Source organism: Streptomyces rubradiris (assembly GCF_016860525.1).
Lineage (GTDB): Bacteria > Actinomycetota > Actinomycetes > Streptomycetales > Streptomycetaceae > Streptomyces > Streptomyces rubradiris.
Window position 1 is genome coordinate 3,051,022 of sequence record NZ_BNEA01000015.1, and the last position, 13,737, is coordinate 3,064,758.

Consider the following 13,737-nt stretch of genomic DNA (forward strand, 5'->3'; position numbering starts at 1 on the left):
TAGGATCGTCCTCCGCAAGGGCGCGTGAACGCAACTACCGGAGCATGCGCCGGGGCTGACCGATCGTCACCGAGGGACGGCAGGACGTGAGCGAGGGGTACCAGGGCACCACCACGAAAGCCGGCCCCGCGGGAATCCCGTTCCCTGGGCACGTATTGCGGGTATCGGGACTTCGGCGGGACCAACTGCGCGCCCGGCGCATCCGGCGCGCAGCCCCGGACGGACGGATGCGACACGCGTGACGGAGCAGCCCACCTCCATCGAGCGCCCCCAGCCGGGCGCCGACCCCGCGGAGGCCCGCGGGGCGTTCCTGTGTGCCCCGGAGCAGTCCGCGCGGCAACCCGTCGAGCCGGCCTTACCGGCACAGGCCCGTGCCGACACCACGCCCGCCGGCCCGGGCACGGCCACGCCCCGTGGCGAGGGAGAGGACGGCATGGGGAAGGAGCACCCGGTGGGCGGCCCCGAACACTCCCAGCCCGCCATCACCGAACCCGGCGCGCTGCGCCCGCGGCCCGCGCCGGACGGCATCCCGGCCCAGCCCGGCGCCGACCCGGAGCGCGCGCCGGGCGGCCCGGAGCGCCGTACCGGACGGGCGGCGCCGTCGGGGCGGCCGATGCCCATGCGGCGGGACGGCGACCGGCTCAGGTTCGTGGGCGCGGCCACCCGGCGCATCGCCCGCGGGCTCGACCTGGACGAGATCGTGATGGGCCTGTGCCGGGCCACCGTGCCGACGTTCTCCGACGCGATCCTGGTCTACCTGCGCGATCCGCTGCCGGTCGGCGACGAGCGGCCCACCGGCCCGGTGGTGCTGCGGCTGCGCCGCACCGACCGGATACCGGACGAGCGGGACACCGATGGGGTGCTGCTGCCGGCGGCGTTCGAGCCGGAGCCGGAGCCGTCGGTGCTGGCGGACCTGTCGGCGCTGACCACCGAGCTGTGCGAGGTACGGCCGGGCGGCGCGCTGAACGAGGTGCTGCGCGGGGTGCGCCCGGTGTTCGCCGACGCACCCGCCGCCCGGGCCGCGCTGCCCGAACTGCTCGGCGAGCGCGGGGAAGGCGTCGTACCGGGCGGGCAGCACGCGATCCTCGCGCCGCTGCGCGGCCGGCGCCGGGTGATCGGCGCGGCGCTGTTCCTGCGCCGCCCGGACCAGCCGGCGTTCGAGGCGGACGACCTGCTGGTGGCCGCGCAACTGGCCACGCACAGCGCGCTGGGCATCGACAAGGCGGTGCTGTACGGCCGGGAGGCGTACATCGCCGACGAGTTGCAGCGCACCATGCTGCCCGAGACCCTGCCCCGGCCCACCGGTGTCCGGCTGGCCTCGCGGTATCTTCCGGCGGCGGAGACCGCGCGGGTCGGCGGCGACTGGTACGACGCGATCCCGCTGCCGGGCAGCCGGGTCGCCCTGGTCGTCGGCGATGTGATGGGCCACTCGATGACCTCGGCGGCGATCATGGGCCAGCTGCGCACCACCGCGCAGACGCTGGCCGGGCTCGACCTGCCGCCGCAGGAGGTGCTGCACCACCTGGACGAGCAGGCGCAGCGCCTGGGCACCGACCGCATGGCGACCTGCCTGTACGCGGTCTACGACCCGGTGACGCACCGCATCACGATCGCCAACGCCGGCCATCCGCCGCCCGTGCTGCTGCACCTGGGCGGCCGGGCGGAGGTGCTGCGGGTGCCGCCGGGCGCGCCGATCGGGGTCGGCGGGGTGGACTTCGAGGCGGTGGAGCTGGACGCGCCCGCCGGGGCGACCCTGCTGCTGTACACCGACGGGCTGGTGGAGTCCCGGCTGCGGGACGTGTGGACCGGCATAGAGCAGCTGCGGGAGCGGCTGGCCGCGACGGCCCGGCTGACCGGGCCGGACCATCCGCCGCCGCTGGAAGCGCTGTGCGACGAGGTGCTGGACATGCTCGGTCCGGGCGACCGGGACGACGACATCGCGCTGCTGGCGGCCCGGTTCGACGGGATCGCGCCGAGCGATGTCGCGTACTGGACGCTGGAGCCGGAGCGCACCGCTCCCGGCCAGGCCCGCCGGCTGGCCCGCCGGGCGCTCGCCCGGTGGGACCTGGAGGACCTGTCGGACTCGGTGGAGCTGCTGGTCAGCGAGGTGGTGACGAACGCGGTGCGGTACGCGTCGCGGCCGGTGACGCTGCGACTGCTGCGCACGGACGTGCTGCGCTGCGAGGTCGGCGACGACGTGCCGCAGCTCCCGCGCCTGCGGCAGGCCCGGGCCACCGACGAGGGCGGGCGCGGGCTGTACCTGGTCAACAAGCTGGCCCGGCGCTGGGGCGCGACCCGGCTGAGCACCGGCAAGGTGGTCTGGTTCGAGCTGAACCGCTGAGCCGTCGGCCGCTACGACGCGAAGGGGCGCCCGGAGTCTCCTCCGGGCGTCCCTTCGCGTGTGCGGGCCCTACTGGCCGAAGTGGAAGCCGTCGTCGTCATCGTCCGGGTCGGGCGGGCCCTCGGTGGTGGGCTGCGTCGGCAGTCCGGTGCTGGGCGACTGGGAGGGCGTCTGCGACGGCGTGCGGGACGGCGACTGGCTCGGCGTCCCGGACGGCGTCTGCGACGGCGTGCGGGACGGCGTCTCGCTCGGCGTCTCGGACGGCGTCTGCGACGGCGTCGTGGACGGGGTCGGCGGCGCGCTGCTGGTCGGCGGCGGGGGCGGCGCGACGGCCGCGCCCTGGGTGGTGTCCAGGTCGAACGCGGACCGGTCGGTGACGCCGAAGGTGTAGGCGGCCCAGATCTCCGCCGGGTAGCCGCCGCCGTTGATCCGGCCGCGCCCCGGGATCAGTCCGGTCGCGCCCTCCATGGACACGTGGCCGTGGGTCTTCGGGTCCTCGCCGAACAGGCCGACGGAGGTGACCAGGTCGGGGGTGTAGCCGGTGAACCAGGCGGACTTGTTCTCGTCGGAGGTGCCGGTCTTGCCGGCCACCTGCTGGCCGTCGCGCAGCGGGTTGTCGGCCACGGACGTCTTGGCCGTGCCGTCGTCCACCACGCCGGTGAGCACCGAGGTGACCGTGTCGGCGGCCGTGCGGCTGAGCACCGTGCCGCCGACGGGGTCCGGCATGTCCACCGAGCGGCCCTGGCTCTCCGCCGACTTGATGATGGTCGGGGTCACCTTGTGGCCGTGGTTGGCGAAGGTGGCGTAGATGCCGGCCATCTCCAGGGGGCTCGCGCCCATCGAGCCGAGCGTCTGGGCGGGCACCGCGGGCATGCCCTTGGTGTCCATGCCGAGGCTGCTCGCGGTGCTCATGACGTTGTCCATGCCGACGTCCACGCCCATCTGCGCGAAGACGGAGTTGACGGACTTGTTCATCGCCTCCTGGACGGTGATCTTGTCGTAGTCGGCCTCGTCCTCGTTGGGCGGGGCGAAGCCGACCGGGCGGCCGTGGTCCACCACCGGGCGCCGGTTGCCGCCGTCGTAGAGGGTGTTGGCGGTGATGGGCTTGCCGTCCTGCGTGGTGGCCTCGCGCTCCAGGGCGGCGGCGAGGATGACCGGCTTGAAGGTGGAGGCCGGCTGGTAGTCCCTGCGGGTGGCGTTGCTGTAGTAGTGCTCGTAGTAGTTCTGGCCACCGTAGAGCGCGACGATCTTGCCGGTCTTGGGGTCCACGGAGACGGCACCGGGCTGGATGTCGCCGTCGACCTTGCGCTTGGTCTTGTCGAGCTTGCTGGTCAGCTCGCTGCGGACGGCCCGTTCCAGCGCGGCCTGCTTCTTGCGGTCGATGTTGAGGGTGATGGTCCAGCCCTTCCCCACGACCGCGTTCTCCGCCTGCGACTGGGTCAGGCCCTCCTGCGCCATGAGCTGCTGTTCGAGCTGCTGGTTGGCCAGGTCGACCAGATAGCCCTTCTGCCCGTCGAGGCCGGGGGCGCCCTTGGGCTCCTTGATCTTGGGGAAGCGCATGGCCGCGCGCCGGTCCTTGGTGAGCCAGCCCTCCTCGACCATGTTGTTCAGTACGTAGTTCCAGCGCTCGGTGACCAGCCGCTTGCCGGTGTCGGTCGCCACCGCCCAGTCGTACTGGCTCGGCGCCTGGAGCACCGCGGCGAGGTAGGCGCCCTGCTCGACCGTCAGGTCCTCGGCGTCGACGCCGAAGTAGGCCTGGGCGGCGGCCTGGATGCCGTAGGCGTTGCGGCCGTAGTAGCTGGTGTTGATGTAGCCGGCGAGGATGTCGTCCTTCGACTTCTCGCGGTCCACCTTCAACGAGATGACCATCTCCTTCAGCTTGCGCGTGACGGTCTGGTCCTGGTTGAGGTAGTAGTTCTTGACGTACTGCTGGGTGATCGTGGAGCCGCCCTGCTTGCCCCGGCCGCGCAGGGTGTTGAGCAGGCCGCGCGCGGTGCCCTTGAAGTCGACGCCGGAGTCGCTGTAGAAGCTCTTGTTCTCGGCGGCGACGAAGGTCAGCTGGACCTTGCGGGGCACCTTGGACAGGTCGACGATCTCGCGGTTGACCTTGCCGCTGCGGGCCAGCAGCGTTCCGTCGCTGAACTTGTAGACGTTGCTCTGCTGCCGGGCGGCGGCGTTGCCCTCGGGGATGTCGACGTACATGTACAGGCCGACGAAGCCCAGGATGGCGAGCAGGCACACTCCGAAGACGGTGCCGAGGATCTTCTTCCAGGTGAACATCCGGCGCAGGAGGCTCTTGGGTTTGCCGGCCGCCGCGGGTTCGGAGCGGCGGCGCTTGGGCGCCGCGCGGTGACCGCCGCGCTGTCGCGCTCGTCTCTCTTCCGCTCGTCCCATGGGTCCCTACGCTCGCTTCCGTCTCGGGGTCAGCTCCGAAAGCTAACACCCGTCTATATGACAAAGGGCGACCGATCCGGTCTTTTACGGACGTGACAATCAGCACCCATCCCTAAGGAACCGACGTTCGAGGGCAGTTCAAGGTTGCCCGCATCCGAAAAAGTGATATCACTTAGCTAGACCAACGCTAGACGCTCCAACGAACGGGGAACACCCATGTCCGACATACCCGAGATGCCCACCCCGCGTGTGCGCGAGTTCCCGGCCCGCAGCATGGGCGGCGGGATCGCGCTGCTGTGCGGCCTGGCCGGAGTCGTCGTCGCGGCCCTGCTGTTCGCGGCCACCGGGGCCACCTCCTCGGCGGGCGCCCGGGGCGGGCTCATCGCCGCCGGCGCCGTCGTGCTGCTGGCGGCCCTCATCGGACTGTGCGGTCTGAACACGGTCGCGCCGGGCGACGCGCGGGTGGTCCAGCTCTTCGGCCGCTACCGGGGCACGATCCGGCAGGACGGCCTGCGCTGGGTGAACCCCTTCACCTCCCGCACCCGGATCTCCACCCGGGTGCGCAACCACGAGACCGCCGTACTGAAGGTCAACGACGCCTACGGCAACCCGATCGAGCTGGCCGCGGTCGTGGTGTGGAAGGTGCGCGACACCGCCCAGGCCACCTTCGAGGTGGACGACTTCGCCGAGTTCGTCGCCACCCAGACCGAGACGGCCGTGCGGCACATCGCCATCGAGTACCCCTACGACTCGCACGACGAGGACGGCCTCTCGCTGCGCGGCAACGCCGAGGAGATCACCGAGAAGCTGGCCCGCGAGCTCCAGGCGCGGGTGGAGACCGCCGGAGTGGAGATCGTCGAGTCGCGGTTCACGCACCTCGCGTACGCTCCCGAGATCGCCTCGGCGATGCTCCAGCGGCAGCAGGCGGGCGCGGTCGTCGCGGCCCGGCGGCAGATCGTCGACGGCGCCGTGGGCATGGTGGAGGCGGCGCTGGCCCGGATTTCGGAGGCGGACATCGTGGACCTGGACGAGGAGCGGAAGGCGGCGATGGTGTCGAACCTGATGGTGGTGCTGTGCGGTGACCGGGCCCCGCAGCCGGTACTGAACACCGGAACCCTCTACCAGTGACCGACCCGGAACGGACCCCCGGGAACCGGCCGCGGCAGCGCAAGCAGGTGCTGCTGCGGCTGGACCCGGCGGTGTACGAGGCGCTGGCCCGGTGGGCCGGGGACGAGCTGCGGTCGGCGAACGCGCAGATCGAGTTCCTGCTGCGGCGCGCCCTCGCGGAGGCGGGACGGCTGCCGGGTGACGCGGGCCCGCTGCCCCGCCGGGGCCGGCCGCCCGGCGACTCCGGTCCCGGCACCCCGCCGGCCTGAGCCGGGCCCTCGTCCAGGGGCCCGGCCGTCGTCGCGTCAGGGGCCCGGCCGTCGTCGTACCGGCGGGTCGGCCGTTGCTCGCGGCCGTGACGGCGTATCAGGCGTCCGTGGCTGTTACGAAACCCTGACAATGACCCCTCACCTGCACCGACGCGCTCTTGAGGGCTCACTCTGCACCGGGTGTATACATGGTGGGTATACACGCTGTGTAGAGTGCCGCCATGTCCATCGGTCACACCCTCCTCGGACTCCTGGAGTCCGGCCCGCGCCACGGCTACGACCTCAAGCGCGCCTTCGACGAGAAGTTCGGCCACGACCGGCCGCTGCACTACGGCCAGGTCTACTCCACGATGTCCCGGCTGCTGAAGAACGGTCTCGTGGAAGTCGACGGCATCGAGGCCGGCGGCGGCCCCGAGCGCAAGCGGTACGCCATCACCGACGCCGGCATCACCGACGTCGAACGCTGGCTCGCCACCCCGGAGAAGCCGGAGGAGTACCTCCAGTCGACCCTCTACACCAAGGTCGTCCTCGCCCTCCTCACCCACCGCGACGCCGCCGACATCCTCGACACGCAGCGGTCCGAGCACCTGCGCAGCATGCGCATCCTCACCGACCGCAAGCGCAAGGGCGACCTCGCCGACCAGCTGATCTGCGACCACGCCCTGTTCCACCTGGAGGCCGACCTGCGCTGGCTGGAACTCACCGCCGCGCGCCTCGACAAGCTCCGTGCGGCGGTGACCCGATGACCCCTCCCCCCGGCTCCCTGCTCGTCGCCGAGGACCTGCGCAAGAGCTTCGGCCCCACGGTCGCCCTCGACGGCGCCGGCTTCTCCATCCACCCCGGCGAGGTCGTCGCCGTGATGGGCCCCTCCGGCTCCGGCAAGTCGACGCTGCTGCACTGCCTGGCCGGCATCGTGCCGCCCGACTCCGGCTCCATCACCTACGACGGCCGCGAACTCTCCGGCCTGAGCGACACCGAGCGCAGCGCGCTGCGCCGCAGCGACTTCGGGTTCGTGTTCCAGTTCGGCCAGCTGGTCCCGGAGCTGACCTGTGTGGAGAACGTGGCCCTGCCGCTCCGGCTGAACGGCAGCTCCCGCAAGGAGGCGGAGCGGGCCGCGCTCACCTGGATGGAGCGCCTGGAGGTGGACGACCTCAAGGGCAAGCGGCCCGGCGAGGTCTCCGGCGGCCAGGGCCAGCGGGTCGCCGTGGCGCGGGCGCTGGTCACCGGCCCCCGGGTGGTGTTCGCCGACGAGCCGACCGGCGCGCTCGACTCCCTCAACGGCGAACGGGTGATGGAGCTGCTGACCGACGCGGCCCGCTCCACCAACGCGGCCGTCGTGCTGGTCACCCACGAGGCCCGGGTGGCCGCCTACTCCGACCGGGAGATCGTCGTACGCGACGGCAGGTCCCGGGACATGGAGCGCGCCATATGAACCTCCGGCAGTGGTCCAGGGACCTGGGCATGGGCGTCCGGTTCGCCGTCACCGGCGGGCGCGAAGGCTGGGTGCGGATGGTGCTGACGGCGGTCGGCGTCGGCCTGGGCGTGACGCTGCTGCTGCTGACGACCGCGCTGCCGAACGTGCTGACGGCACGGCACCAGCGCGAGGAGGCCCGGACGGACCTCACCTACAGCGAGAAGGTGCCGCCGAAGGGCGAGAACACCGTGCTGGTCGGCCTGGGTGACACCAAGTGGCACGACAAGGAGGTCCGGGGACGCTTCCTGAAGCCCGAGGGCCCGCGGGCGCCGCTGCCGCCGGGCGTGGACCGCTTCCCCGCGCCGGGCGAGATGGTGGTCTCCCCCGCGCTGAAGAAACTGCTCACCTCCGACGAGGGCCGGCTGCTGCGGGAGCGGCTAACGGAGCGGATCACCGGCACGATCGGCGAGCCCGGGCTGATCGGCTCGCACGAGCTGGCCTTCTACGCGGGCGCCGACCACCTGGAGGCAAAGCCCGGCAGCGCCCGCGTGGTGCGGCTGACCGCCTTCGGGGACCGGCGCCCGACCCCCGAACGGGCCGACCCGGTGCTCATCATGATGACGCTGGTGGTGTTCGTCGCCCTGCTCACGCCGGTCGCCGTGTTCATCGCCGCGGCCGTGCGGTTCGGCGGCGAGCGGCGCGACCGCCGGCTGGCCGCGCTGCGGCTGGTCGGCTCCGACCGCCGGATGACCCGCCGGATCGCGGCGGGCGAGGCACTGGCCGGAGCCGTGCTCGGCCTGGCCGTCGGTACGGTGTTCTTCCTCATCGGACGGCAGGCGGTGGGCTCGGTGGAAGTGCTCGGCGTGAGCATCTTCCCGAGCTATCTCGACCCCTCCCTCGCGCTGGTCGTCCTGGTCGCGGTGGCGGTCCCGGCCGCCGCGGTGGCGGTGACACTGTTCGCGATGCGCGGGGTGGCCGTCGAACCGCTCGGCGTGGTGCGCACGGCCAAGCAGGCCCGGCGGCGCCTGTGGTGGCGGCTGCTGCTGCCCCTGGTGGGCCTCGCGCTGCTGTACCCGATGATCGGCAAGGGCCGGTCCCACGGCGACTTCAACAAGTACCTGGTCGTCGGTGGCGTGCTGCTGCTCCTGGTCGGCGTCACCGCACTGCTGCCCTGGCTGGTGGAGGCGGTCGTGGCCCGGCTCGGCTCGGGTCCGCTCTCCTGGCAACTGGCCGTGCGCAGACTTCAGCTGAGCAGCGGTACGGCCGCCCGCATGGTCAACGGCATCGCCGTGGCGGTGGCCGGGGCGATCGCGTTGCAGATGCTCTTCACGGGCGTGCAGGACCAGTACACCAAGGACACCGGCCAGGACCCCGAACGGGCCTCGGTGCAGGTCGACCTCTCGGACGGGTCCGTGCTGCCGGCGGCCGCCCGCGAGTTCCCGCGCACCAAGGGCGTACGGGCGGCGGTGGCGATCTCCTCCGGATCGATGGGCGACCGGCGCTACGACCCCGGCACCACGGTGGGCATCACCGTCGGCGACTGCGCCGCGCTGCGCGAACTGGCCCGGCTGCCGTCCTGCCGGGACGGTGACGTGTTCGCCGTCCCGGGCCCGTACGAGTCCGCCGACGAGCTGGCCCTGATGCGGCCGGGACGGCACGGCTTCTTCGACGCCACCTACTCGGAGGGCGTGCGCGGGCGCGAGATCCCCTGGACGGTACCGGCCGGAACGCGCCGGGTGACCGTTCGCGAGGACGCGCTCCAGTCGAACGTCAACGGCCTGCTGGTTACTCCCTCCGCGCTGCCGTCCGGGGCCGCGTCGACGCTGTACCACCAGGTCTACATCCGCCTCGACATGTCGGTGCCGGAAGCGGACCAGTACGTGCGCAACACGGCGGCACGAGTGGACCGGCTGGCGTCCGTCTGGCACTGGGCGGCGACCACCGAGTCCCGGAAGTACACCTCCCTGCGCACCGGCCTGTTCGTCGGCGCGGTCTGCGTGCTGGTGCTGATCGGGGCGAGCCTGCTGGTCTCCCAGCTGGAGCAGTTGCGCGAGCGGCGCAAGCTGCTGTCGTCGCTGGTCGCCTTCGGCACCCGGCGCCGCACGCTGGGGCTGTCGGTGCTGTGGCAGACGGCGGTACCTGTCTCGCTCGGGCTGCTGCTGGCCTCGTCGGTGGGCCTGGCCCTCGGCTCGGTGCTGCTGAAGATGACGGACACCGCGGTGTCCGTGGACTGGGCGAGCGTCCTGTCGATGGCCGGCGCGGGCGCGGGAGTGGTCCTGGTGGTCACCTTGCTGAGCCTGCCGCCGCTGCTGCGCATGATGCGGCCTGAGGGCTTGCGTACGGAGTGAATCCGCCGTCGGTCGGGTGCGGCTCCGTGGTGGCCGGTCGCGCCCGCGCGGCGGAGCCGCATGCCGATGCGGACCCGCGCCCGAAGGGGCGCGGGGAACCGCGCGACCAGCCCCCACCGGCCCGCGGCCGCGCGCACCGCACGACCGCCCTCCCCGGAGCGCTAGTCGGCGCCGTCCAGCACCCGTACCGGCAAAGCCCGCAGCGCGGCTCGCAGCGCCGCCGCCAGTTCCTCGTACTCGGCGGCGCGGGCCGCGCCCGCGCGCATGGCGAAGGCGACCCGGCGGCTCGGGGCGGGGTCGGCGAAGTACCCGGTGAGCAGCTGGCTGCTGCGGGAGGTCTCCAGCTTCAGCGCGGTGCGCGGCAGCAGCGTGCAGCCGAGGCCGCCCGCCACCAGCTGCACCAGCGTGGACAGCCCGGCGGCCGTGGTGGTGACCGGCGCGTCCTCGCGGCCCGCCTCCCGGCAGATGTCGAGGGCTTGGTCGCGCAGGCAGTGGCCCTCGTCCAGGAGCAGCAGATGCAGCTCCTTCAGGGCCTCGCGGGGTATGCCCTCCCGGCCGCCGAGCCAGTGGTCGAGCGGGGTGACAAGCACGAAGTCCTCGTCGAACAGCGGGAGTTCGACCACGCCGGGGACACCGAGCGGCACCGCGAGCAGCAGCAGGTCGAGCCGGCCGGAGAGCAGGCCGTCGAGCAGGCTGGCGGTCTGCTCCTCGTGCACCTGGAGGTCGAGCTGCGGGTAGCGCTCGTGCACCAGCCGGAGCACGGCCGGCAGCAGATACGGCGCGACGGTCGGGATCACCCCGAGGCGCAAGGCACCGGTGAACGGCGCCCGGACCGCCTCGGCCTCCTCCAGCAGCGCGCCGACCTCGTCCAGCACCGCCTTGGCCCGCACGGCCAGCCGCTCCCCCGCGGGCGAGAGCAGTACTTTGCGCGTCGTACGCTCAAGGAGGGTCACCCCGAGGGTCTCCTCCAGCGCGGAGACGGCGCCGGACAGGGCGGGCTGGCTCATCCCGATGGCCGCCGCCGCGTCCCGGAAGTGCAGATGCTCGGCGACGGCGACGAACGCCCGCAGCTGCGACAGGGTCGGCTGCCGTCGCTTTCCGTTGCCCATCGTCACTGATAAGCACCTCCAATCAACACGACCGAGTGTAGCTATTTCCCTAATCAATGCACCCTGTGCCACCATCGGCAGAGTCCAACCCCCATGGGAAACGCCCCAAAAGGGAAGTTTCTTCGCTGCAAGGAGAGCCTGTGCTCACTGTCGGTGACAAGTTCCCCGAGTTCGATCTGACCGCCTGCGTCTCGCTCGAGAAGGGCAAGGAGTTCGAGCAGATCAACCACAAGTCCTACGAGGGCAAGTGGCTCGTGGTCTTCGCCTGGCCCAAGGACTTCACGTTCGTGTGCCCGACCGAGATCGCCGCGTTCGGGAAGCTGAACGACGAGTTCGCCGACCGCGACGCCCAGATCCTCGGCTTCTCCGGTGACTCCGAGTTCGTCCACCACGCCTGGCGCAAGGACCACCCGGACCTGACCGACCTGCCGTTCCCGATGATGGCGGACCCCAAGCACGAGCTGATGCGCGACCTCGGCATCGAGGGTGAGGACGGCTACGCCCAGCGCGCCGTCTTCGTCGTCGACCCGAACCGCGAGATCCAGTTCACGATGGTCACCGCCGGCTCCGTGGGCCGTAACCCCAAGGAGGTCCTGCGGGTGCTGGACGCCCTGCAGACCGACGAGCTGTGCCCGTGCAACTGGTCCAAGGGCGACGAGACCCTGGACCCGGTCGCGCTGCTGGCTGGTGAGTGACCCGTGTCGATCGACTCCCTGAAGTCCCGTATCCCGGACTACGCCAAGGACCTGAAGCTCAACCTGGGCTCGGTCATCGGCAACTCGGAGCTGCCGGCGCAGCAGCTGTGGGGCACGGTGCTGGCGACCGCGATCGCCTCCCGCTCCCCGATCGTGCTGCGTGAGCTGGAGCCGGAGGCGAAGGCGAACCTGTCGCCGGAGGCGTACCAGGCCGCCAAGGCGGCCGCCGCCATCATGGCGATGAACAACGTCTTCTACCGCACCCGGCACCTGCTGTCCGACCACGAGTACGGCACCCTGCGCGCGGGCCTGCGGATGAACGTCATCGGCAACCCGGGCGTGGAGAAGGTCGACTTCGAGCTGTGGTCGTTCGCGGTCTCCGCGATCAACGGCTGTGGCATGTGCCTGGACTCGCACGAGCAGGTGCTGCGCAAGGCCGGCGTCGAGCGCGAGACCGTCCAGGAGGCGTTCAAGATCGCCTCCGTGGTGCAGGCGATCGCCGTCACCGTGGACACCGAGGCCGTCCTGGCCGAGTAGGACCCCTGTCGAAGACCCCGCTCACTCCTTGTGGGCGGGGTCTTCGTCGTCCCCGGCGCCCTTGCCCTCGGCGCTCTCGGTGCCCTTGCGCTGGGCGTCACCGGTGTCCTCGGCATCCTCGGCGTCCTTGCCGACGGACTTCCCGGGGCCCTCGCCAGGGGCCGGAGCACCCTCTTCCTCCCCCGCGGCCACGTCCTCCACGGCCGCGCCGGACTGCTGCTGCGCGTACGTCCGCAGATACCCCACCACCGTGTTCGTCACCGCGACCAGCGGTACGGCCACCACGGCGCCGCCGATGCCGGCCACCATGCCGCCGGCGGCCACGGTCAGGACCACGGCCAGCGGATGCACCCGGACCGCGCGGCCGAGGATGAACGGCTGCAGCACATGGCCCTCGATCTGCTGCACCGCGAGCACCACCACCAGCGTCATCAGGGCCGTGAACACGCCCTGGGTGACCAGTGCGACGATCACCGCGAGCGCGCCGGAGGCCACCGCGCCGACCAGCGGGATGAACGAGAACAGGAAGATGAACACGGCCAGCGGGACGGCCATCGGCACGTCCAGGAAGTAGATGCCGATGCCGATGAAGATCGCGTCGATGAGGGCGACCAGCACCGTGCCGCGCACATAGGCCGTCAGCGTGCTCCACGCCCGCGGGCCGGCGCCGGCCACGCCCGGGCGGGCGGCGGCGGGCACCAGCTTCAGGAACCACTCCCAGATGCGCTTGCCGTCGTAGAGCAGGAAGAGCGTCGAGAAGAACACCAGCAGTATGCCGGTGAGGGCCTCCACGATGACCTGGACGCCCTCCAGGCCCGCGGACGTTATCTGGTCGGCGTTGGCGCCGATCGCCTCGCGGAGGTTCTTGGCGATCTGGTTGATCTGCTTGTCGGTGACGTGGAAGGGGCTCTTCAGCAGCCAGTTGCGCAGGTCGTCGATGCCGGACTGGATCTGGTTGGAGAGCGTGTCGATGTTCTCCATGACCTGCCAGGTCACGAACCAGCCCATGAGGCCGATGACGACGAAGCCGCTGATGGCGGTGAGCGCGGTGGCCGGGCCGCGCGGCACCCCGCGCCGGGTGAGCCGGGCGACCGTCGGCTGGAGCAGGGCGGTGACCAGCAGGGCGATGACGAAGGCGAACACCACCAGCTGGACCGCGCTGATGACCCGCATCAGCACCCACAGGGTGCCGGCCAGCACCAGCAGTCGCCAGCCCGCCTCGGCGGCCACCCGGACACCCCAGGGCACGGCCTCGGCGGGATCCGGCCGGCGGCCTGGCACGCTCCGGCGGACGGGCGGCGCGGTCCGGCGGGCGGGCGGGTCCGCCGGCTCGGCGGCGGGTACCCCGGCCGCCGGCCCGGGGCCGGGCTCGTCCCGCTCCTTCTCCGCCTCCGCGCGCCGCTCGTCCAGCCGCTCGCTCATCTCGGCCAGACCACGTCCGATCCGGCCCAGCCATCGTGGCACTCGCGCCATGCTCCGTCCTCTTCCCCCGCGTCCCCGCGTACTCGCCACCACTCCCCCGT

General features: G+C 72.0%; 11 protein-coding genes. 8 read left to right on the top strand and 3 right to left on the bottom strand.

Annotated features, from left to right (window positions below):
- Window positions 1-238 precede the first annotated feature (238 nt).
- Window positions 239-2,341, top strand: coding sequence for a SpoIIE family protein phosphatase (locus Srubr_RS26525; protein ID WP_189997462.1), 2,103 nt, complete (start codon window positions 239-241; stop codon window positions 2,339-2,341).
- Window positions 2,342-2,410: 69 nt separating this feature from the next.
- On the opposite strand, the gene Srubr_RS26530 is transcribed toward Srubr_RS26525, so the two are convergent.
- Window positions 2,411-4,735 carry a transglycosylase domain-containing protein gene (locus Srubr_RS26530; protein WP_189997463.1) on the bottom strand — a complete coding sequence of 775 codons (2,325 nt, stop codon included), beginning with the start codon at window positions 4,733-4,735 and terminating at the stop codon, window positions 2,411-2,413.
- A gap of 216 nt (window positions 4,736-4,951) precedes the next feature.
- Here Srubr_RS26530 and Srubr_RS26535 point away from each other — a divergent pair, with 216 nt between their 5' ends.
- The 5 genes from Srubr_RS26535 (at window position 4,952) to Srubr_RS26555 (ending at window position 9,873) form a co-directional block, all read left to right on the top strand.
- On the top strand, window positions 4,952-5,863 hold the full coding sequence (locus tag Srubr_RS26535; protein ID WP_189997464.1) for an SPFH domain-containing protein: 912 nt from the start codon (window positions 4,952-4,954) through the stop codon (window positions 5,861-5,863).
- Window positions 5,860-6,111, top strand: coding sequence for a type II toxin-antitoxin system antitoxin (locus tag Srubr_RS26540; RefSeq protein ID WP_189997465.1), 252 nt, complete (start codon window positions 5,860-5,862; stop codon window positions 6,109-6,111). Before Srubr_RS26535 ends, Srubr_RS26540 begins: the two co-directional genes overlap by 4 nt.
- 221 nt (window positions 6,112-6,332) lie before the next feature.
- On the top strand, window positions 6,333-6,857 hold the full coding sequence (locus Srubr_RS26545; protein WP_030616502.1) for a PadR family transcriptional regulator: 525 nt from the start codon (window positions 6,333-6,335) through the stop codon (window positions 6,855-6,857).
- Window positions 6,854-7,543, top strand: coding sequence for an ABC transporter ATP-binding protein (locus Srubr_RS26550; RefSeq protein WP_189997466.1), 690 nt, complete (start codon window positions 6,854-6,856; stop codon window positions 7,541-7,543). The genes Srubr_RS26545 and Srubr_RS26550 overlap by 4 nt, the downstream gene beginning before the upstream one ends.
- Window positions 7,540-9,873 (top strand): ABC transporter permease, encoded by a 2,334-nt coding sequence (locus tag Srubr_RS26555; RefSeq protein ID WP_189997467.1) that lies wholly within the window; start codon window positions 7,540-7,542, stop codon window positions 9,871-9,873. The genes Srubr_RS26550 and Srubr_RS26555 overlap by 4 nt, the downstream gene beginning before the upstream one ends.
- 161 nt (window positions 9,874-10,034) lie before the next feature.
- On the opposite strand, the gene Srubr_RS26560 is transcribed toward Srubr_RS26555, so the two are convergent.
- Window positions 10,035-10,982 (bottom strand): LysR substrate-binding domain-containing protein, encoded by a 948-nt coding sequence (locus tag Srubr_RS26560; RefSeq protein ID WP_189997505.1) that lies wholly within the window; start codon window positions 10,980-10,982, stop codon window positions 10,035-10,037.
- A gap of 140 nt (window positions 10,983-11,122) precedes the next feature.
- Between Srubr_RS26560 and Srubr_RS26565 the strand changes: the two genes are divergently transcribed.
- Window positions 11,123-11,677 carry a peroxiredoxin gene (locus Srubr_RS26565; protein ID WP_189997468.1) on the top strand — a complete coding sequence of 185 codons (555 nt, stop codon included), beginning with the start codon at window positions 11,123-11,125 and terminating at the stop codon, window positions 11,675-11,677.
- 3 nt (window positions 11,678-11,680) lie between these two features.
- Window positions 11,681-12,214 (top strand): alkyl hydroperoxide reductase, encoded by a 534-nt coding sequence (locus Srubr_RS26570; protein ID WP_189997469.1) that lies wholly within the window; start codon window positions 11,681-11,683, stop codon window positions 12,212-12,214.
- A gap of 21 nt (window positions 12,215-12,235) precedes the next feature.
- Here the strand turns inward: Srubr_RS26570 and Srubr_RS26575 are convergent, their stop codons facing one another.
- The gene (locus Srubr_RS26575) at window positions 12,236-13,687 is read right to left on the bottom strand and encodes an AI-2E family transporter (RefSeq protein WP_229926827.1); all 1,452 of its coding nucleotides are present in this window, start codon (window positions 13,685-13,687) and stop codon (window positions 12,236-12,238) included.
- Between the last annotated feature and the right edge of the window lie 50 nt (window positions 13,688-13,737).

Bases quoted from the DNA above. Each gene is read 5' to 3' on its own strand.
- Srubr_RS26530 (WP_189997463.1), bottom strand. From the start codon at position 4,735: ATGGGACGAGCGGAAGAGAGACGAGCGCGACAGCGCGGCGGTCACCGC.
- Srubr_RS26555 (WP_189997467.1), top strand. From the start codon at position 7,540: ATGAACCTCCGGCAGTGGTCCAGGGACCTGGGCATGGGCGTCCGGTTC.
- Srubr_RS26550 (WP_189997466.1), top strand. From the start codon at position 6,854: ATGACCCCTCCCCCCGGCTCCCTGCTCGTCGCCGAGGACCTGCGCAAG.
- Srubr_RS26535 (WP_189997464.1), top strand. From the start codon at position 4,952: ATGTCCGACATACCCGAGATGCCCACCCCGCGTGTGCGCGAGTTCCCG.
- Srubr_RS26545 (WP_030616502.1), top strand. From the start codon at position 6,333: ATGTCCATCGGTCACACCCTCCTCGGACTCCTGGAGTCCGGCCCGCGC.
- Srubr_RS26560 (WP_189997505.1), bottom strand. From the start codon at position 10,982: ATGGGCAACGGAAAGCGACGGCAGCCGACCCTGTCGCAGCTGCGGGCG.
- Srubr_RS26575 (WP_229926827.1), bottom strand. From the start codon at position 13,687: ATGGCGCGAGTGCCACGATGGCTGGGCCGGATCGGACGTGGTCTGGCC.